The sequence below is a fragment of the Bifidobacterium reuteri DSM 23975 genome (assembly GCF_000741695.1).
Classification (GTDB): domain Bacteria; phylum Actinomycetota; class Actinomycetes; order Actinomycetales; family Bifidobacteriaceae; genus Bifidobacterium; species Bifidobacterium reuteri.
On the sequence record NZ_JGZK01000017.1, the window covers coordinates 179,406 to 198,700 of the forward strand.

The 19,295-nt window shown below is 61.7% G+C and carries 14 protein-coding genes; 12 read left to right on the forward strand and 2 right to left on the reverse strand.

Annotated features, from left to right (window positions below):
* Positions 1-123 precede the first annotated feature (123 nt).
* The 3 genes from rpmE (at position 124) to prmC (ending at position 2,602) form a co-directional block, all read left to right on the forward strand.
* Positions 124-336: a 50S ribosomal protein L31 gene (gene rpmE, locus BREU_RS10095; RefSeq protein WP_044089693.1), complete on the forward strand. Its 213-nt coding sequence runs from the start codon at positions 124-126 to the stop codon at positions 334-336.
* Positions 337-466: 130 nt separating this feature from the next.
* A complete protein-coding gene (gene prfA / locus BREU_RS10100; RefSeq protein WP_044089694.1) occupies positions 467-1,555 on the forward strand; it encodes a peptide chain release factor 1 in 1,089 nt (362 codons plus the stop codon).
* Between the two features lie 156 nt (positions 1,556-1,711).
* The gene (gene prmC / locus BREU_RS10105) at positions 1,712-2,602 is read left to right on the forward strand and encodes a peptide chain release factor N(5)-glutamine methyltransferase (RefSeq protein WP_044089695.1); all 891 of its coding nucleotides are present in this window, start codon (positions 1,712-1,714) and stop codon (positions 2,600-2,602) included.
* 238 nt (positions 2,603-2,840) lie between these two features.
* Here the strand turns inward: prmC and BREU_RS10110 are convergent, their stop codons facing one another.
* Positions 2,841-3,512 carry a sugar O-acetyltransferase gene (locus BREU_RS10110; RefSeq protein ID WP_044089697.1) on the reverse strand — a complete coding sequence of 224 codons (672 nt, stop codon included), beginning with the start codon at positions 3,510-3,512 and terminating at the stop codon, positions 2,841-2,843.
* A gap of 264 nt (positions 3,513-3,776) precedes the next feature.
* Here BREU_RS10110 and BREU_RS10115 point away from each other — a divergent pair, with 264 nt between their 5' ends.
* The 8 genes from BREU_RS10115 to amrS all read left to right on the forward strand — a co-directional run bounded on the left by BREU_RS10115 (position 3,777) and on the right by amrS (position 14,535).
* The gene (locus BREU_RS10115; RefSeq protein ID WP_044089698.1) at positions 3,777-4,445 is read left to right on the forward strand and encodes an L-threonylcarbamoyladenylate synthase; all 669 of its coding nucleotides are present in this window, start codon (positions 3,777-3,779) and stop codon (positions 4,443-4,445) included.
* Positions 4,442-5,638, forward strand: a complete 1,197-nt coding sequence (locus tag BREU_RS10120; RefSeq protein ID WP_044089699.1) for an MraY family glycosyltransferase — start codon at positions 4,442-4,444, stop codon at positions 5,636-5,638. Before BREU_RS10115 ends, BREU_RS10120 begins: the two co-directional genes overlap by 4 nt.
* A 64-nt stretch (positions 5,639-5,702) precedes the next feature.
* Positions 5,703-7,253, forward strand: a complete 1,551-nt coding sequence (guaB, locus tag BREU_RS10125; RefSeq protein WP_044089700.1) for an IMP dehydrogenase — start codon at positions 5,703-5,705, stop codon at positions 7,251-7,253.
* Positions 7,254-7,474: 221 nt separating this feature from the next.
* Positions 7,475-8,125: an oligoribonuclease gene (gene orn, locus BREU_RS10130; RefSeq protein ID WP_044089701.1), complete on the forward strand. Its 651-nt coding sequence runs from the start codon at positions 7,475-7,477 to the stop codon at positions 8,123-8,125.
* Between the two features lie 249 nt (positions 8,126-8,374).
* A complete protein-coding gene (locus BREU_RS11360; RefSeq protein WP_052382121.1) occupies positions 8,375-9,694 on the forward strand; it encodes a DEAD/DEAH box helicase in 1,320 nt (439 codons plus the stop codon).
* An 18-nt stretch (positions 9,695-9,712) separates the two neighbouring features.
* A complete protein-coding gene (locus BREU_RS10140; RefSeq protein WP_044089702.1) occupies positions 9,713-11,125 on the forward strand; it encodes a DEAD/DEAH box helicase in 1,413 nt (470 codons plus the stop codon).
* Between the two features lie 295 nt (positions 11,126-11,420).
* Positions 11,421-13,463: an AmmeMemoRadiSam system protein B gene (amrB, locus tag BREU_RS12475; RefSeq protein ID WP_044095962.1), complete on the forward strand. Its 2,043-nt coding sequence runs from the start codon at positions 11,421-11,423 to the stop codon at positions 13,461-13,463.
* Positions 13,450-14,535: an AmmeMemoRadiSam system radical SAM enzyme gene (gene amrS / locus BREU_RS10150; RefSeq protein WP_081886681.1), complete on the forward strand. Its 1,086-nt coding sequence runs from the start codon at positions 13,450-13,452 to the stop codon at positions 14,533-14,535. The genes amrB and amrS overlap by 14 nt, the downstream gene beginning before the upstream one ends.
* Positions 14,536-14,560: 25 nt before the next feature.
* Here the strand turns inward: amrS and BREU_RS11365 are convergent, their stop codons facing one another.
* Positions 14,561-16,864 (reverse strand): SCO7613 C-terminal domain-containing membrane protein, encoded by a 2,304-nt coding sequence (locus tag BREU_RS11365; protein WP_152598605.1) that lies wholly within the window; start codon positions 16,862-16,864, stop codon positions 14,561-14,563.
* 625 nt (positions 16,865-17,489) lie between these two features.
* On the opposite strand from BREU_RS11365, the gene BREU_RS10165 reads away from it, so the two are divergent.
* Positions 17,490-19,271 (forward strand): proline--tRNA ligase, encoded by a 1,782-nt coding sequence (locus BREU_RS10165; RefSeq protein ID WP_044089704.1) that lies wholly within the window; start codon positions 17,490-17,492, stop codon positions 19,269-19,271.
* Positions 19,272-19,295: the final 24 nt, after the last annotated feature.

Genomic DNA, 19,295 nt, shown 5'->3' on the forward strand with positions numbered 1-19,295 from the left:
CGATTAGCGTGTCTGCAAGACGTATTCACGTCCATATGCACGAGTATCATCCCTTAGGTTCCGGTTCACGCTATGCCATTGGGGCATGGCGACCCGGGTCCCCCGAATCCATAGGAGACGCAAATGAAGCAGGGTATCCATCCTGATTATCACCCCGTTGAGGTGACGTGCTCGTGCGGCAACACCTTCGTGACCCGCACTGCTGGCAAGGAAGACCACATGTTCGTTGACGTGTGCTCTCAGTGCCACCCGTTCTACACCGGCAAGCAGAAGATTCTCGACACCGGTGGCCGTGTTGCTCGCTTCGAGAAGCGCTACGGCAAGAAGAGCAAGTAGCATACTTCACGCCAGTCCGACTTGGTTCGGCATGCTTCGGCATACCGGACGCGGACTGGCGTTTTTGTATGTTGTGAAGATTTTTTGATGTTGGGTGTCGATCTAAGGACCATAAGGAAAGAGCAACGACATGGCAGACGAACAGTTCCCGGCCGCGGCGACCGCACTTGAGGAGTATCGGTCCATCGAACAGCAGATGGCGGACCCTGAAATCGTGTCCAATCCGGACAAGCTGCGCAAACTCGGACGTCGTCATGCCGAATTGGGTGCAATCGTCAGCGCCTACACCTCGTGGTTGCGCATCAAGGATGATCTTGAAGCGGCCCGTGACATGGCTGATGAGGACGCCGACTTCGCCGAAGAGGCCAAGCGGCTGGAAGGCGAACTGCCGGCCGCCGAAGACAAGCTTCGCACTGCGCTGATTCCGCGCGACCCCGATGACGCGCGCGACACCATCATGGAAATCAAAGCCGGTACCGGTGGAGAGGAAGCCGCCCTATTCGCCGGCGATCTGCTGCGCATGTACACCCGGTACGCCGAAAAGCGTGGCTGGACGGTGAACATCCAGTCCGAGAACACCACCGAGCTTGGCGGCGTCAAGGACGTGCAGATCGCCATCCGGGCCAAGGGCACCCCCGCTCCCGAAGACGGCGTGTGGGCTTCGATGAAGTACGAGGGCGGTGTGCACCGCGTGCAGCGCATCCCCGTCACCGAATCGCAGGGACGCATCCAGACTTCCGCGGCCGGTGTGATCGTGTTCCCTGAAGCCGATGAGGATGACGACGAGATTGAAATCGATCCGAAGGACCTGAAGATCGACATCTTCATGAGTTCGGGCCCCGGCGGACAGTCGGTGAACACCACGTATTCCGCTGTGCGCATGACCCACATCCCCACCGGCATCACGGTGAACATGCAGGATGAGAAGTCGCAGATCCAGAACCGCGCAGCCGCATTGCGTGTGCTCAAATCCCGTCTGCTCGCCATGAAGCACGAGCAGGAGGCCGCCGAGGCCGCGGACATGCGTCACTCCCAGGTGCGTTCGCTCGACCGCTCCGAGCGCATTCGCACCTACAATTTCCCGGAAAACCGCATCGTCGACCACCGCACGAACTACAAGGCATACAATCTGGATGCCGTGTTGGACGGCGACCTGCAGGCCGTCATTGATTCGGACATCCAAGCCGACGAAGCCGAGCGTCTGGCGAACCAGAAGTAAGCTCCATCAGAGCAGTGGCTTGGCCGGGGTTGGCGGGGACATATGGTGTTCGACACACTCAAGGCCGTTTGGCCAAGCCTAGGGTCTCACATCACATGTCCCAGCCAACCCTCTTTGCGCTGATATTCTGCGTTTGCGGCCGGATGGGATGGACAGGTGACGACCGTAGGTTCCGTTGGCGATGTTATCCGGAATGCGGCGGCGCGGTTGCGTTCGGCTGGCATCGAGACGCCGGAGCATGACGCCAAGTTGCTGTTGGCCGAGGCTGCGGGCGTGGAGCTTCGCGATATCGACAAAGCCATGCTGATGGGCTCGGAGCTCGACTACGATGCCGGGCGCTTCCAGACGATGTTGGAACGCAGGGCCAAACGCGAGCCGTTGCAGTACATCGTGGGCCATACACCCTTCCGATACCTCGATCTTGAGGTCGGGCCCGGTGTGTTCATCCCTCGTCCGGAGACCGAAACTGTGGTGCAGGCCGGCCTCGACTGGCTCACCCGCCATGGTATGATGACCCCGCTCGTGGTGGACCTGTGCGCCGGGTCAGGTGCTATCGGTCTGTCTGTGGTCACGGAGGTGCCGGGCAGCCGTGTCTGGGCCGTGGAATTGGAGCCCCGTACCGCCGAATGGACCCGCCGCAATCTTGCGGAGACGGCGAAGCGATACCCCTCCATCGCGTCCAATTATCAGCTTGAGATTGCCGACGCCACGTCGATGGCCACTCTGGCCCATCTGGACGGCACGGTGGACATGGTCATCACCAATCCGCCTTACATTCCCGAGCTTGACGTGCCCGAACAGCCGGAAGTACGCGACTGGGACCCCGAATTGGCGCTGTATGGCGGCTCCGCGGACGGTACGCTGATTCCCGAGCGCATCATCGAGCGTTCGTTCCGTCTGCTGAAGCCGGGAGGCGCGCTCGTCATGGAACATGACGTGAGTCAGGGCGACCGTCTCGTCGCCTATGCCAAGGCCGCCGGGTTCACCGAGGCCTCCACCGGCAGGGACTGGACCGGTCGGGACCGCTACCTCTTCGCAGAAAAGTAGGATGCAACGGTTTAACGACTGCATGTTGGATAATGCGCGAGACACAAGTGCATTATCGCTCTGATCGCGGTTGCGTCCCACGATCGCTAGGAAATTATACTTGCGTCCTGCGGATTCGATGAAAAGAATCGTTGGAAATCCGCCATTCGCTGTGCGCGCATCATTATGCACAGTGGGCCGCAACCGCAATTTCGGCATGTATGCACTTGCGTCCCACTGCTATCGCTGGAAGGAAGAGCTACTGCGCGTAATACTGGAGCTCGGCCGCGTCCTTGTCGGTGATCTCCCTGATCGGTCGCGCCGGATTGCCTACGGCCACAGTGTGCGGCGGAATATCGCGTGTAACCACGGCACCGGCCCCGATCACGCAGCCTTCGCCGATCGTCACCCCGCCGATCACCGTCACATTGCCACCGAACCAGCAGTTCGAGCCGATGACGATAGGTTTGCCGTATTCATAGTCGTACATCGAGCCGTCCTCGGCCTGACGCACATTGCGATCCTGCCAGCGCAACGGATGCATCGGCGGCAGCAGTGAGACATTCGGCCCGAACAGCACGTCGTCGCCGATAGTCACCGGGCAGCAGTCCAGCACCGTGAAATTGAAGTTCGCGAACACACGATCGCCGATGGTGGTGTTGCACCCGTAATCGAAGAAAATCGGTCCCATGACATCCAGGCCCTTGCCATGTCCGGGCAATAGCTCATCGAGCAGCGCGCGTCGTGTGGCATGATCGCCACGTGGCGTGGTGTTGAATCGCGTGCACAGGTCTCCTGCCTTCTCTCGCAGGGCGGTGAGTTCAGGATCGGCCGGATTGTAGAGTTTGCCGGCCAGCATCTCCTCGCGCTCGCTGGCGCGCGGGAAACGCGGTTTGACAGGAGGCAGCTCAGCTGCGATTTCGATGCTCATGGACGCTCCTTTGTTACCTGTTTTCAAGCCTGTGCATGCGATGGCCATGCAGCGTGCTTTCTGCATCAACCATAATCGGCATACGCCATATGCGCCGGACAGCTGTGTCACGGCATCCGACAGGTGGACGCGCGGTCGGGATCGGTCGGCTGAATGGAGTTGCGGGGATGAGGTCTACGGTCTTGCCATATGATGCACGTCGTGGTGCGATGATGCAATAGTGGATTGTTGGTTACGACAAGTGAACGGAGATGGCGGACGGCTATGGGTTCTGCACAGGCGTTGAAGATCACGGATGAGTCACTGGAGCGGGCCGCGCGCATCGTGCGCGAAGGCGGAGTGATCGTCATTCCGACGGACACCGTATATGGTGTGGCCTGCGATCCGCGCAACCGGGAAGCCATCGCACGTATCTACGAACTCAAGCATCGTCCACGGTACAAGGCATTGCAGGTGCTGCTGTCGTCCATCGACCAGCTCGACCAGCTTGGATTGGACCTGCCCTCGCCGCTGAACCGGCTGTCCGCGGCATTCCTTCCCGGAGCGTTCTCGCCGATCGCCGTGGCACGCCCCGATTGCACGCTGGCGACTCTGGCGGACACCGCCGAAGGCCGTCCGGGGACCCAAGGCATACGCATCCCCAACTCCCGGCTCTGCCTGAAGATTCTGAAGGCCACGGGGCCTGTCGCCGCATCCAGCGCGAACCGGTCCGGTGAGGAAAGCGCACAAAGCGTGGAGGAGGCCATCGCAGCCTTCGGCGGTGACGTCGATCTGTATCTGGATGGCGGTTCCACGCCGGGCCACGTTTCCAGCACTGTAGTAAAGGCCGATCCGTATGGACGGGACGGCATCGAGATATTGCGTGAAGGAGTCATTGCGCAAAGCCTGATTCGCAAGGCACTTCACCTGAACGGCGGAGGACTGGGCGCGTGAGAATCTATCTGCTGATTGCTGCCATCGCCGGCGGAGTCACCTGGTTGGTGACACCATTGATTCGCCATGTCGCCATCGAGATCGGCGCGGTGGGGGAGGTGCGTGCGCGCGACGTGCACACCATTCCGACTCCGCGCATGGGCGGACTCGCCATGCTGATCGGCTTCACCGTTGCCACGATCTTCGCCAGCAAGACCATGTTCCTCTCCGGACTGTTCACCGGCAACTACCAGATGTGGGTTATTCTCGCCGGCGGCATCATGATAAGTCTGCTGGGCATGGCTGACGACCTGTGGGACCTCGACTGGATGCTGAAACTCGCCGGGCAGCTGCTGATTTCCGTGTTCGTGGCATGGGGCGGTTTGCAGATCATATCGTTGCCGTTCGGCGGTTCCCTGATCACGGCCTCGCCGAGCCTGTCCATGGCCATCACCGCGTTCCTCATCGTGGCGTCCATCAACGCCGTGAACTTCGTGGACGGTCTGGATGGCCTGGCCTCGGGAATCGTGGCCATCGGAGGCATCGCGTTCGCTATCTATTCGTATATCATCGCCCGGTATTCGCCCAGTTACGCTTCGCTGGCCACGTTGATCGACGTGATGATGGTTGGCATCTGCGTGGGGTTCATCCTGCACAACTGGCATCCGGCCAAACTCTTCATGGGCGACTCCGGTTCGATGCTGCTCGGCTATCTCATCACCTGCGCTTCGATCGTGATGACCGGCCGGCTCGATCCCGCATCCATCCACGCCAGCATCTATCTGCCGGTGTTCATGCCTATTCTGCTGCCGATTCTGGTGCTGTTCCTGCCGGTGCTCGACATGTGCCTCGCCATCGTGCGTCGTCTGGCCAAAGGGCAGTCGCCGATGCATCCCGATCGCATGCACCTGCATCACCGCATGCTGCGCATCGGCCATTCCGTTCGCGGCGCCGTGCTGATTCTGTGGGGTTGGGCGGCTCTGATCGCCTTCGGTTCGCTGATGATTCTGTTCTTTAAGGCCCAATATGTGATGATCGGCATGGCCGTGGCCGTGGTGGTGCTGACTGTGGCGACGATGTATCCGTATCTGAAGCACCGCATTCCCGAAATGCAGGCCGAGAGCCGGGCGATGGAGGCGGTTCGAGCGGGCGCGCAGCATGCTGCGGCGCTAGGTGACACGAAGGACGCTGAGGATTCAGAGCTGAAGCCGTGATCGTTGCCGGTGACCCCGCGGGAGTGTGTTGCGCGAGGTCAGCGCATGTTCATATAGTGTTTACATGGCTACAAACCTTGATGAATTGAACGCCCAGTCGGCGTACGCCCCCCTTCCCCCGATTTTCGCCAAGCTCGGCCTTGCTTATGATGATGTGCTTCTGCTGCCGAACGAGACGGATGTGATTCCTTCCGAGGTGGACACCAGCACCCATCTGACCCGTAAGATCACGATGAAGGCCCCGGTGCTCTCCGCTGCCATGGACACCGTCACCGAGTCCGAAATGGCCATCGCCATGGCCCGCAACGGCGGCATCGGTGTGCTGCACCGCAACCTTTCCATCGATGACCAGGCCGCTCAGGTCGATGTGGTCAAGCGTTCCGAATCCGGCATGATCACCGATCCTCTGACCGTGAATCCCGACGTGACGCTCGCCGACCTCGACAAGCTCTGCGGCAAGTTCCACATCTCCGGTCTGCCGGTCGTGGACAAGGCCAACAAGCTCGTCGGCATCATCACCAACCGTGACATGCGCTTCATCGCCTCCGAAGACTACGACACCCTGAAGGTCAAGGACGTCATGACCAAGGAGAACCTGGTCACCGGCCCGTCCAACATCTCCAAGGACGACGCCCACCGACTGCTCGCCCAGCACAAGGTCGAGAAGCTGCCGCTGGTCGACTCCGAAGGCCACCTGACCGGTCTGATCACCGTCAAGGACTTCGTCAAGACCGAACAGTACCCGGATGCCACCAAGGATGAGCAGGGTCGTCTGCGCGTGGCCGCCGGCGTCGGCTTCCTCGGTGATGCCTGGCAGCGTGCCTCCGCCCTGATGGAGGCCGGCGTGGATGTGCTTGTGGTCGATACCGCCAACGGCGAGGCCCGTCTGGCGCTCGACATGATCTCCCGACTGAAGCACGATTCCGCATTCGACAACGTGCAGATCATCGGCGGCAACGTCGGCACCCGTTCCGGCGCCCAGGCCATGATCGATGCAGGCGCTGACGCCGTCAAGGTCGGCATCGGCCCCGGCTCCATCTGCACCACCCGCATCGTCGCTGGCGTCGGCGTGCCGCAGCTCACTGCCGTGTACGAGGCCGCCCAGGCCTGCCGTGCCGCCGGCGTGCCGTGCATCGCCGACGGTGGCATCCACTATTCCGGTGACATCGCCAAGGCCCTTGTGGCAGGCGCATCCTCCGTGATGCTCGGCGGCACGCTCGCCGGTTGCGAGGAGGCTCCGGGCGAGAAGGTGCTCCTGCACGGCAAGCAGTACAAGCTGTACCGTGGCATGGGTTCCCTCGGTGCCATGGCCCCGCGCGGCAAGAAGTCCTACTCCAAGGACCGTTACTTCCAGGCCGACGTCACCTCCAGCGACAAGGTCGTTCCGGAAGGCGTCGAAGGCGAAGTGCCGTATCGTGGCCCGCTGAACGCTGTGCTCTACCAGATGCTCGGCGGCCTGCACCAGTCCATGTTCTACATCGGCGCCCACAGCATCGCCGAAATGCCCGAGAAGGGCCGTTTCATCCGCATTACCGACGCCGGTCTGCGTGAATCCCATCCGCACGACATCGTGATGACCACCGAAGCCCCGAACTATTCCGGCTTCCACAACTGATCCGGAATATCGTTCTCCTCGGCCGATATGACCGACGTTGATTGACGAAAGGGCCCCAAGCGGGCCCTTTCCGTGTAAGTGGGCACGTGCTTCCTCGCATGGATTTGCAGGCGCGAAACAATCTCAGGCCGGAGCAGTCATGTCGCAGCGGGGCTTGTAGTCACTGCGGTATAGTCTGAACTGTTCTGATATGACGAATATACCCGGGAAAGGGGCCCACGATGGTGGATGCGCATGATGCGGAAACCTACAGCGCGAAGGACTCGCGCCTGATCTGGATTGACTGCGAGATGACCGGACTCGACATCTTCGGCGGTGACGAGCTGGTCGAGGTGTCCGTGGTGCCCACGGATTTCGACCTCAACGTGCTGGACGAGGGAGTCGATTTCGTCATCAAGCCGAGCCAGAAGGCCGTGGACCATATGAACGACTTCGTGCGTCAGATGCATACCCGCTCCGGGCTGATCAACGAATGGGAGCATGGCCTGAGCCTCGAGGAAGCCGAGAAAAAAGTTACCGAATACGTGCTGCGCTTCACGCCCGAGGGCGTCAAGCCGCTGCTGGCGGGCAACACTATCGGGAGCGACAAGAAGTTCCTCGACCATTACATGCCCGGCCTCATGAGCCACCTGCATTACCGCAGCGTGGACGTGAGCACCCTGAAGGAACTGGCCCGCCGCTGGTACCCGGCGGTCTATGAGAACCGTCCGCCGAAGAACGGCGGCCACCGCGCGCTCGCGGACATCATCGAATCACTGGACGAGCTGCGCTACTACCGCAAAGCGTTCATGGCGCCGGTCCCCGGCCCGGACGATGCCGAAGCCAAGGCCATCTCCGCGGACATCGTGGCCACCAGTCTGCTGAACAAGTAACGTTGGACAACGTGGACTGAGCAACCACAACGAGGGGAGTTGGAGATGTTTATGTCGAAACACGAGCAGGAAGCAGCGCCGAGCACGCTTCCGACGCACCTTCTGCCTTTGCCGCCGAAGCCGGGAACGACAAAACGGGACAGTTCGGACGGTAAGGTTCCGAGGTCCTCCCAGCCTGCGCCTGCCAAGTCGACGCAGACGCCAGCCCGGTCCATCCAACCAAACGTCCCGCAGACGGTTGCGGCCTCAGTGCCTGCTGGCTCGACCGGCCAAACCTCCCGTCCGACGAGTGCACCGGCCTCCGCCCAGGCTCCTGCACCGGCACCGGCCGCTGCCGACGGCGTACCTGCAGGGCAGCGCGATTTCTCCGGACCCGCACATGCCGCGCTCAAACAGTTCTTCGGCTACGATTCCTTCGTGCCCGGTCAGTTCCCGGTGGTCAACTCCATCCTCAACGGCCGCGATGTCATGGCTGCCATGCCCGCCGGTCCCGACCGATCACTGTGCTATCAGTTGCCCGCCACTGTTCCGCATACCCTTACCCTGGTGATTGTGCCATCGCCTGCGACGGTGGGTGCCGAGGTGGAGCATCTGCGCAGGCGCGGCATCGCCGCTGCGCTGATTGACGGCCAGACTGACCAGCAGCAGAGCGACGTGATTTATGCCGCAGCCGCCAATCGGCAGATCAGTGTGCTGTATGCCGCTCCCGAGCGCCTCCTGAGGCCTGATTTCATCGACTTCGCCAAGCAGGTGCGCATCGACATGGTCGTCGTAGACGAGGCCCAGTGTGTGCTTCAGGAGAATGCCGGTTTCCGCGCTGAGTACCGCAATATCGCCGGTTTCGTGCACATGCTGCCCAAGAGGCCCGTGCTTGCCGCATTCGCCGATGTCGCAGATCCGGGGCGATGCGATGCGATTATCACCGAACTTGGTCTGAAAGACCCCTACCGTATCAACGCGGGTTCCGGTCAGCCTGATACCCAATCACATGCTTCCGAAACTGCATCTCAAGGCAACAGTGCCACTGCCGACCAGAAGAAGACGGCAGCCGCTTCCAAGCCTGAAAGCCACAAGGCCGGAGCGAAGACCGAGCCGAAGGCATCCACGAAGACATCCACGAAGACATCCAAGAAACCTCGTCCGAAGCGAGCTGATCGCCTGACCGATAAGGAGAAGGCGGCGCAGGCCGCGAGACATGCCGAGACCGTCAAGCGGAATGAGGAACTGCAGGCGCGTGTGGCCATGATTGACGGGAACGAGCGTGCTGCGGCGGAGCGTGCCATAACCGGGTTGGTCGGTGAGCTGCGTGCGGCCAAAGGGGAGGACCCCGCCGTCTCTTCGGTCACCTTTACGCTGGCGGGTGAAGCCGCGGACTTTATCGCCGCCGCAGGACTGACGTCGAATCCTCACTTCGGTGAGCTCAAAGGTCGTTTCGATCGCGATCTGTTGCGTGGAATCGTAATGGACATGACGCAGCGGGGTTCTCTGGTCATGGAGAACCGGCGTCTGCGCCTGCCCGGCACAGACAGGGCATCCGGTTCCGGCCCGTCCACGACTTCGCAAGCCTGACATCGGGGACTGAACGGTATGCGTCAATCCGAAGCGCTGGCCATCCTGAACGCCGGCGCGAACGTGTTTCTGACTGGTGCCCCCGGTGCGGGCAAGACCTACACGCTCAACGAGTTCATTCGCGGGGCGCGTGCGGATGGCGCCGATGTGGCGGTCACCGCGTCCACCGGCATCGCCGCCACGCATATCAACGGCCAGACCATCCACTCGTGGAGCGGCGTGGGCGTGGCCACATCGCTGACCGCGAATCTGTTGAAGCTCATCCGCTCGCGCCGCAAGCGCAAGATCGAAGCCACCGACATCCTCGTCATCGACGAGGTCTCCATGCTCCACGCATGGCTGTTCGACATGGTCGATCAGGTATGTCGGGCGGTGCGCCATGATCCACGGCCGTTCGGCGGCATCCAAGTGGTGCTCTCCGGCGATTTCTTCCAGCTGCCGCCGGTCTCCGTCTCCGGGCGCAACAACGATCTGATTGCGCCGACGCCGGAGTTCGTCGCCTCCCGGGAACGGTATGCGCAGGCCGGGCGCAACCCGGAGGGTTTCGTCACCGAATCGCTGGTATGGGATGAGCTGAACCCGGTCATATGCTACCTGACCGAGCAGCACAGGCAGGACGCCGGCGATTTGCTCACGGTCCTGACCGATATCCGCCGCAGCGCCGTGACGCAATCCGACCGGGATACGCTGGTCACACGTCTCGGCCATATGCCCGAACCCGGACAGGTCGCCGTGCATCTGTTTCCGGTCAATCGCCAGGCCGACGGGCTCAATGACCTGCGGCTCAACCAGATCTCGCTCGAGCCGCATGAATTCCATGCCGAGACCGCAGGCCCCGCCAATCTGGTCGATCGGCTCAAGAAGAACATGCTCGCCCCCGAACGGTTGGTGCTCAAGGAGGGCGCGGCGGTCATGGCCTTGCGCAACGACGCCGACCGGCAGTACGTCAACGGCTCGCTTGGCACCGTGCGCGGCTTTGCGCCGGAGGCCAAAGGCGGATGGCCGATTGTCGAATTCGAGAACGGCAACATCGTCACCATGAGGCCCGCCGCATGGGAGATGATGGACGGCGAGACCGTGCTCGCATCCGTTCATCAGGTGCCGCTGCGCTGTGCTTGGGCAATCACCATCCACAAGTCGCAGGGCATGACACTCGATCGGGCTGTCATGGATCTGCGCCGCACGTTCGCGCCCGGCATGGGCTATGTGGCGCTCTCCCGCGTGGAGTCGTTGGATGGACTCTATCTGGCCGGCGTCAACGAACGCATGTTCCTGGTTTCGCCCGATGCAGTGACGTTGGATGGTTCCTTGCGCGACGCATCCGCAGCCGCCTCCGACCGTTTAGCCGATGAAGGCGTCACCGCGTTCAAGCCATCCGCCACCGCGCTCGACGCCGCAGATGACGACTTCGCACAGGATGCCTTGTTCTGATTATCGGGTTTGTGCTCTTCTGGAGTTGTTTCTGCGTTACGAGGGGCTGATTTCAGGGTTTCGGAACATCTATCTGCGTTACGAGGGGCTGGCGACGTGGTGACAGCGCGGTAAGAGACCCTCACAAATGGCGGAATGACGGTGTCGTAAGGCATATTCAAAGGATGGGGGAGCCCCTCGTAACGCAAGTAGTGCTTCCGGGAAACCGAAATCAGCCCCTCGTAACCGAGATCGGTATCATAACTGGTTTCTTTGCGGCATGGAGTGGCTACCATGGAGTGCAGGGGTGGTGATCATGTCGCTATCTGAACAGACTCATGGAGACAACGAAGTTCGTGTGGCCGCAGCGTCTGCCGGTCGTGACGCCGGAAGCAACGCAGACCGCAACGCCGGTCGTAATACGGGAAGAATTCGTCCACCTGCCGTAGCCGGCGCGTTCTATCCTGCCGACCGCATTGCGCTCAAGCAGCTTATCAACCAGCAGCTCGATTACGGGCGTGCGCTGGTGAAACAGCTGGCACCGCGGCTGCCTCAAGGAACGCCGAAAGCGGTGATCGTGCCGCACGCCGGTTATGGGTATTCGGGCACGACTGCGGCGCTGGCGTATGCGCTGCTCGAACGCGGTCGCGGTACGGTGAAGCGTGCGGTGATCGTCGGGCCGACGCATCGGGTGGCTGTGCGAGGCGTGGCATGTTCGACGGCTGACGTTTGGTCTACGCCGCTGGGCGTGATTCCAGTGGATGTGGAGTCCGAACGAAAGGCGATGGGGCTGTCGGGTCGCGACAGCTCAGGAGCCGCCCGTATGCGTGATGGCGATCAGTGTGGTGGCTATCATGATGGCGTGACTGCGGGCGCTGATGGCGCTGGCCAGCATGACAACCCGCATGCCGAGCCGTTGCGATCCGGTATGCGCGCTCGCTCTGGGGCCCGGGCTCCGACGATGATTGTCAACGATCCCACGCATGTGCAGGAACATGCCGTTGAGGTGCAGATTCCATTCCTGCAGACCGTATTCGGTCCGGATCTGAACATAGTGCCGCTCAACGCCGGTGATGCGAGACCCGAAGAGGTGGGCGACGTGCTGCGCGCATTGTGGGGAGGTCCGGAAACGGTCGTCATTATCAGCTCCGATTTGTCGCATTATCATCCCGAGGCGTATGCACGGCAACTTGATGACGAGACGATATCCGACATCGCACATCTCAGGCTGCCGATTCATCCGCGCAGGGCATGCGGGGCGTATCCAATCAACGGGCTGCTGGATGTGCTGGTGCGTGGCTTGACGCCGGCACAGTATGAAACGGTTTGTGAAACATCTCGTGAAACGTTGAAGGCGAATCAGGCGAGCGGCACAAGGCCGGCAGTCGAGACAGATCAAGAGAGCGACCGTCAAGAAAACCGAGCATGTCTGCATGCTGTCGAACGCCACTTTGACCTGCGGTTGCTGGGGCGCAGCACCTCAGGTGATGACGGTGTAGTGGCGCTCGCGGGTGAGCCTCGCCCGGCTATGGACGATCCTGATGAGCCGGTGGTGGGGTATGCCTCGTTTGCCGTATGGCAGGAGGAGGCTGCTCAAGAGAGTGCAGAGGATGCAGATGATCCAGGGAATGTACGTGGCGACAATGCCGGCGGTATCCGGCAGACCAAATCCTCTCCTGAATCTTCTGCAGAATCCTCTGCAGAAAGAAGGAATGCCGGTGATGCAGCTGAACAATCTGACGGGTCCAGTACATCTGACAGGTCGAATGGCACCGACCGAGGTGCGACCCTGCTGAAGCTGGCGCGCATATCGATTCGTGAGCATCTGGGTATTGACGGCGATTCCGACGAGTCCTCCGAATCCATCATCGCACGTAATCCTTGGCTGGAAGAGCCTGGCGCAAGCTTCGTGACCTTGACCGAGAACGGTCGGTTGCGTGGCTGCATCGGCACGCTTGAAGCATATCGGCCGCTCGGCCGCGACGTTGTCGATCACGCGGTCGACGCCGCTAGCCGCGATCCGCGCTTCAATCCGCTTACGGCTGCGGAATACCCGCTCATTGATGTGGAGGTATCCGTATTGGGCAAGCCAGAGCCGATCATAGGGTCGGATGGCATCCCGGTGCGTTCGCGTGACGAGTTGGAAGCCGCGCTGCGCCCCGGTGAGGATGGGTTGATTCTTACCGACCCGCGTGGTCGCAGGGCCACATTTCTGCCGCAGGTGTGGGAGCAGCTGCCCGACCGGCATGACTTCGTTTCGCACCTGCTCGCTAAAGCGGGAATCCGCCCGTCGTATGACTGGGACAACGGCGACATCGAATGCGAACGGTATGAGGTGACCGCATATGCCGAACGTTGAATCAGATTCAGTTCCGGCAGTCGCCATCGGCCGTTGGCAAACGCAATTCCACGACGGCACAGGCCGTGCACGATGCGAACTCTGCCCACGGCGCTGCGTGCTTCGCCCGGGCCAACGCGGCTTCTGCTTCGTGCGGTCGAACCACGACGGTGCCATCGTCTGCGACACGTACGGTCGCAGCTCCGGATTCGCCGTCGATCCGGTGGAGAAGAAGCCGTTGAACCATTTCCACCCCGGCTCCAGCGTGCTGAGCTTCGGCACGGCCGGCTGCAATTCCGGTTGCCGGTTCTGCCAGAATTGGGATATCTCCAAGGCGCGCGACTTCGACAGACTCGGCGTGGAGGCGAGTCCCGGGAAAATCGCGCAGGTGGCGCACGAGCGTGGTATCGACTCGGTGGCGTTCACCTACAATGATCCGATTGTGTTCGCCGAATACGCGATAGACACCGCGCAGGCCTGCCGTGCGCTCGGCATCCATCCGATCGCCGTGACGGCAGGATACATGAGCGCGGTGGCCAGACCGGATTTCTATGCGGCGATGGACGCGGCGAACATCGACCTCAAAGGCTTCACCGAGGACTTCTATTGGAAGGTAACCGGAACACATCTGGCTGATGTGCTCGACACCATCGACTACGCGGTCAATGATGCGCGCACCCCGGACGGCGGGCATGTGTGGGTGGAGCTCACCACATTGCTCATACCGGGGCTCAATGACGACGATGCTCAGCTGCACGCCGAATGCACATGGATTCGGGAGCATCTGGGCCCCGACGTGCCATTGCACTTCTCGGCATTCCACCCGGCGTGGAAGATGAAGGATGTGCCGCCCACGCCGCATGGCACGCTGACCAGGGCGCGTGGCATCGCGCTCGCTGAGGGATTGCATTACGTGTATACCGGCAATGTGCACGACCGTGAGGGAGACACCACATACTGCCCGAATCCGCAGTGCCATGCCGTGCTGGTGGAGCGCGACTGGTATCGAATCAATGCCGATCGCCTGTCCTGTGATCGCGGCGGAGACGGTCGATGCCCGGAATGCGGCACTGCCATTGCGGGCCGTTGGTAGGGGAGGGCTGCTGGCAGGCAGACCGTCATCGTAGGTCGCTGATGCGCGAGGCGATGCTCCTCATCGATCGCATACTGGCCTCGTACCGCGCCGCCGCGGCGATGAGCAGCACGCCGCCGATAAGCAGCCACACCCACCAGTAGTGGCGTGAGAATTCGGCCAGCCAAGGCCAGATCACCGTCAGCACATGAATGACGAGTATCACCGTGCCATACACCAGCGGGGCCTGCAATCCCCGCAGTGCACCGAGCAGCAGTGCGCAAATCGAAATGGCGAACAGCGCGAGGACGCGCGGCAGTGACAGTGGCTCGAACCAACTGATGAGCAGCGATGGCACCATGAGCAAAGTCAGTGCAGGCCATAGCGCCGGCCAACTACGCAGCGCGGGGCGGACCTGCATCCAACGTACGCCTATGACAAGGGCCGTCGCGCCGGACATGATGGCGAACAGATCCATCGGCGCATACGGTTGCGGGTCGGTTACCGCCAGATAGATCAGCGTCAGACTGGTGATTGCCGTGAACACGGTGACGGTGATGTGCTCGGCGGGGAGAGGCTTCGGTGCTGTGCCGTGCGGCAGCGTCGATTGCGGCCATTGCGGCTGTGCTGGCTGTGGCATCGCCTGTTGAGGCTGCTGGATTGACTGTGGTGCCGGCTGGGCCACTGGGGTGGTTGTCGGTTGTGCGGCGACGATCCATGAGATGGCGGTCACTGCGAGCATCACCACAAGACCCACGATCGAAACCACCATCGGCAGGGGACTGCCATGCGTGAAATCGCTGTCGATGACGATGAGCATCATGAGCGAGCCTATGACACTTGCCGAAACGCGTTCCTGCTTGCTGATGGTGAAGCGCTTGGTGTGACGGAACATCAATGTGGCGGCGGTGATAGCGAAACCGGTGATGGCGATCATCAGCAGGTCGGCAACGGTCTGAGCCGCCTGGTCATTGCCCAACGGTCCGTTCAGCACGCGACGCAGCAGCGATTCCGATCCTGCCGACAGCGACCAGATGAAGCCGATCGTCGGCATGACGCGATTGACGGGAGGCAGTGTACTGCCGGTGCGTGCCGTCGGCTTGAGGTGCAGCATCACCAGCATCGCGGCCCATAGCGCTGGCGGTATGAGGCAGATGATGATGACAAGCCACAACGGATCCGCGTCCATGATGAGCGCGTATCCGAAGAAGGTGACAGCGGTCAGACCCACCGTCGCTGCAGTCAATGACGTCATCCATTCGAAGTCGGCGTAGCGCGAGGTGTGAGGGACCTGCACGAAGATGGCGAACAATAGTGCCGCAGCTGAGCCGATCTCCACGGTCAGCACCCATTCCACATTGTGGTTGTCGGTGGGCAGCGACGAGGCAATCGACATGAATGCGAGCGGAATCGCGCACATGGCGTACAGCGTGGTGGCCCGCAGTGGAATCGGACTCAGTGGAACCGGACTCAGTGGAACCGGGCGCACGGCCGGCTGCGTCACGGGATGCTCTGTTGAGTACTCCGCAGCGTGTGCTTCTGAGAACCCAGCAGAATCTGGCAAGGTCGATGAAGCGGCATTGGACGGGATGGTCTGCGTATTCGGTTGCGAGTCCGTGACCGTTGCTGTCTGATTGGATGGCAGATGCGACGCTATTGCACGCAGGCCGAACGCCAATGCAGTCACCAGAAGAATCAGTACGCCGGTGCACACTCCATTGGGAATCGTGCGCGTTACCGGAGGGATGCCGCTGACCAGTGGGGCGTCAATGGACAGCGCGGCCAATCCCGCCCAAGTCAAACCTTCGGCGGTGACGCGAAGCCGATTGGTAAGCGCCATGCCGACGGCCAACGCAATGGCACCGACCACACCGATGGAGACCGCGCGACCGATATCGCCGAGCAGGCCATAGGCGAACGAGGCGAACGCCAGCACCGCGATGGTCACCAATGCCACGCCGAGCACCAGCAGCAGCATCTGCACGTTTGAGTGCTGCGGCTTGGATTGGGTTGGCGCAGTCGGAATCGATGCGGGTGGGGTGGCCGCAGCGCCGCTTGGCCATACGGCCTGTTGCACAGGGGACTGCGGGAATGGGCCCTGCGGAAACTGTGCCTGCGGGGACGATGCTTGCGGCAACGGTGCTTGTATGAACGGGCCCTGTGGCGGCAGGCTTGCAGGCGTGAACGGCGATGGCTGCGGTGGGTAGGTCTGGGAGTACTGCGGAGCCATCGGCTGCGGCTGCGGCTGCTGCGGCTGGGGGTACTGCGGAGCTTGGCTCGACTGTGTGTATGCGGCAGGATAAACGGGAAGCGCGGCAGTCGGCTGTGGCGCGGTCGGCTGTTGAGTCATGTGCTGCGGCTGGAATGGGGAATACTGTGGCGCGGGTTGCATGGGCTGCGAATACGATCCGCCTTGTTGCGGTACCGGTTGCCGATGCGGTATTTGCTGACTGTGCCGCGATTGCGGCGGTTGCGATTGCGACAGTTGCCATTGCGGAGGCTGTTGGCTATGCTGCCATTGCGGTTGCTGCCATGGTTGCGTCGGCTGCTGGACCACCTGTTGCCGCACGGGTTGCGTCGGTTGCTGGACTGACTGCTGCGGCAGTACCGTCTGTTGTTGCGGCACCTGCTGCTGTGCCGGTTGCCGTACGCCTTGCTGCGGTTGCGGCACTTGTTGCTGAGGTGTCGGTTGCGGCTGCGTTATCGGCTGTTGAGCTGACTGCGCAGTTGGCTGCACTGGTACCGCCTGCTGTGGTTGTGATTGGTTGTTCCATTGTTTGGTTGGCTGCGTCATCGTGCCCTCCTGCCCCTTCAACATCATTCTCCCACGTGCGATCCGCAAAGCCAAGGTGTCGGATGATACACAATCCAAAGATGATTCCTGTGCAATCGCACAGTGAGACGGAGAGCCGCAGCGTTACGGCTTGTCGGTTCACGTGAATATCGTTGACCCCATGACTTCCAATACCCTTCGTATGTCTACTCTGTTCCTGCGCACACTGCGCGAAGACCCGGCCGACGCGGACGTCGATTCCGCCAAGCTCCTGCAGCGCGCCGGCTACATCCGCAAGGCCGCCCCCGGCATCTGGACCTGGCTGCCTCTGGGCCTGCGGGTCCTCAACAAGATCGAGGCCATCATCCGTGAGGAGATCAACGGCATCGGCGCCCAGGAGGTGCATTTCCCGGCTTTGCTGCCGCGCGAGCCTTATGAGGCGACCCATCGCTGGGAGGAATACGGCGACAACATCTTCCGTCTGAAGGATCGTCATCAGGCCGACTATCTGCTTGCCCCCACCCACGAGGAGATGTTCACCCTTCTGGTCAAGGACATGTACTCCTCATACAAGGACCTGCCGGTCACGCTGTACCAGATTCAGACCAAGTATCGTGACGAGTTCCGTCCGCGCGCCGGCCTCATCCGCGGCCGCGAGTTCATCATGAAGGACGCCTACTCCTTCACCATCGACGAAGAAGGCATGCGCAAGGCCTACTACGACGAGCGCGGTGCCTACGAGCGCATCTTCCAGCGCCTTGACCTCAAGTACGTGCCGGTGTTCGCCATGTCCGGCCCGATGGGCGGCTCCGCTTCCGAGGAGTTCCTCGCCCCGATGGCCATCGGCGAGGATACCTTCGCCCTGGCGCCTTCCGGCAAGGCGTGGAACGTCGAGGCGCTGCACACGCCGGAACTGCCGGAGGTCGACGCCTCGCACACGCCTGCGATGGATACGCGCGAAACACCCGACTCCAAGACCATCGAGGCGCTGGTCGATACCGCCAACCGTCTCTATCCGCGTGAGGACGGCCGTGAGTGGACTGCGGCCGACACGTTGAAGACCGTAGCCATCACAGTGATGCATGCCGAGGATGAGGATCACGACAAGCCTTGGCGCGAGGTCATCGCAGTGGCGGTGCCGGGTGATCGACAGGTGGATATGAAGCGTCTCGAGGCGCAGTTCGCTCCTGCGGAGATTGAGGAATCCACTGAGGAGGATCTCAAGGCCCATCCCGAGATGGTGGCCGGCTACATGGGTCCGATGGTGTTCGGCAGGCAGGGCGAAGCCGCGGGCGTGGCCGATCCGGTGCGTTTCTTCGTGGACGCACACGTCGTCAAGGGTTCGGATTGGATCATCGGAGGCGATGAAACCGGCAAGCACCGATTCCATGCGGTCTACGGCCGTGATTTCGAGGCTGACGGCGTGGTCGAAGCCGTGGAGGTCCGTCACGGCGATATGAGCCCTGATGGTTCCGGCCCGTTGAGCTTCGAGCGTGGCGTGGAGATCGGCCAGGTGTTCCAGCTGGGTCTTAAGTACTCCAAGGCGCTGGATCTGAAGGTCCTCGACCAGAATGGCAAGGCAGTGCCGGTGTGGATGGGATGCTATGGCATCGGTGTCTCCCGCGTGCTCGCCTGCATCGCCGAAACGCATCACGACGAGACCGGCTTGGCATGGCCGTCCGTGATCGCCCCCGCCCAGGTGCATGTGGTGGCTACCGGTAAGGACGACAAGGCCTTCGAAGGTGCCGAGAAGCTGGTCGAGGAGCTTGAGGCCAACGGCGTCGAGGTCATCTATGACGACCGCAAGAAGGTCTCCCCGGGCGTGAAGTTCAAGGACGCCGAGCTGATCGGCGTGCCGACCATCGCCGTGGTGGGCCGTGACTTCGTCAACGACGGCACCATCGAGATCCGTGACCGCGACGGCGGGAACAAGGTCGCCGTGCCTGCTGATGAGGCTGTGAAGACGCTGCTCGAGCGGCTGTAAGGCCGCTGCCCGCGAGCCGGGCCA

Coding starts and splice junctions, on each gene's coding strand:
- rpmE (WP_044089693.1), top strand. CDS start 124: ATGAAGCAGGGTATCCATCCTGATTATCACCCCGTTGAGGTGACGTGC.
- prfA (WP_044089694.1), top strand. CDS start 467: ATGGCAGACGAACAGTTCCCGGCCGCGGCGACCGCACTTGAGGAGTAT.
- BREU_RS10110 (WP_044089697.1), bottom strand. CDS start 3,512: ATGAGCATCGAAATCGCAGCTGAGCTGCCTCCTGTCAAACCGCGTTTC.
- BREU_RS10115 (WP_044089698.1), top strand. CDS start 3,777: ATGGGTTCTGCACAGGCGTTGAAGATCACGGATGAGTCACTGGAGCGG.
- guaB (WP_044089700.1), top strand. CDS start 5,703: ATGGCTACAAACCTTGATGAATTGAACGCCCAGTCGGCGTACGCCCCC.
- orn (WP_044089701.1), top strand. CDS start 7,475: ATGGTGGATGCGCATGATGCGGAAACCTACAGCGCGAAGGACTCGCGC.
- BREU_RS10140 (WP_044089702.1), top strand. CDS start 9,713: ATGCGTCAATCCGAAGCGCTGGCCATCCTGAACGCCGGCGCGAACGTG.
- amrB (WP_044095962.1), top strand. CDS start 11,421: ATGTCGCTATCTGAACAGACTCATGGAGACAACGAAGTTCGTGTGGCC.
- amrS (WP_081886681.1), top strand. CDS start 13,450: ATGCCGAACGTTGAATCAGATTCAGTTCCGGCAGTCGCCATCGGCCGT.
- BREU_RS11365 (WP_152598605.1), bottom strand. CDS start 16,864: ATGACTCAACAGCCGACCGCGCCACAGCCGACTGCCGCGCTTCCCGTT.
- BREU_RS10165 (WP_044089704.1), top strand. CDS start 17,490: ATGTCTACTCTGTTCCTGCGCACACTGCGCGAAGACCCGGCCGACGCG.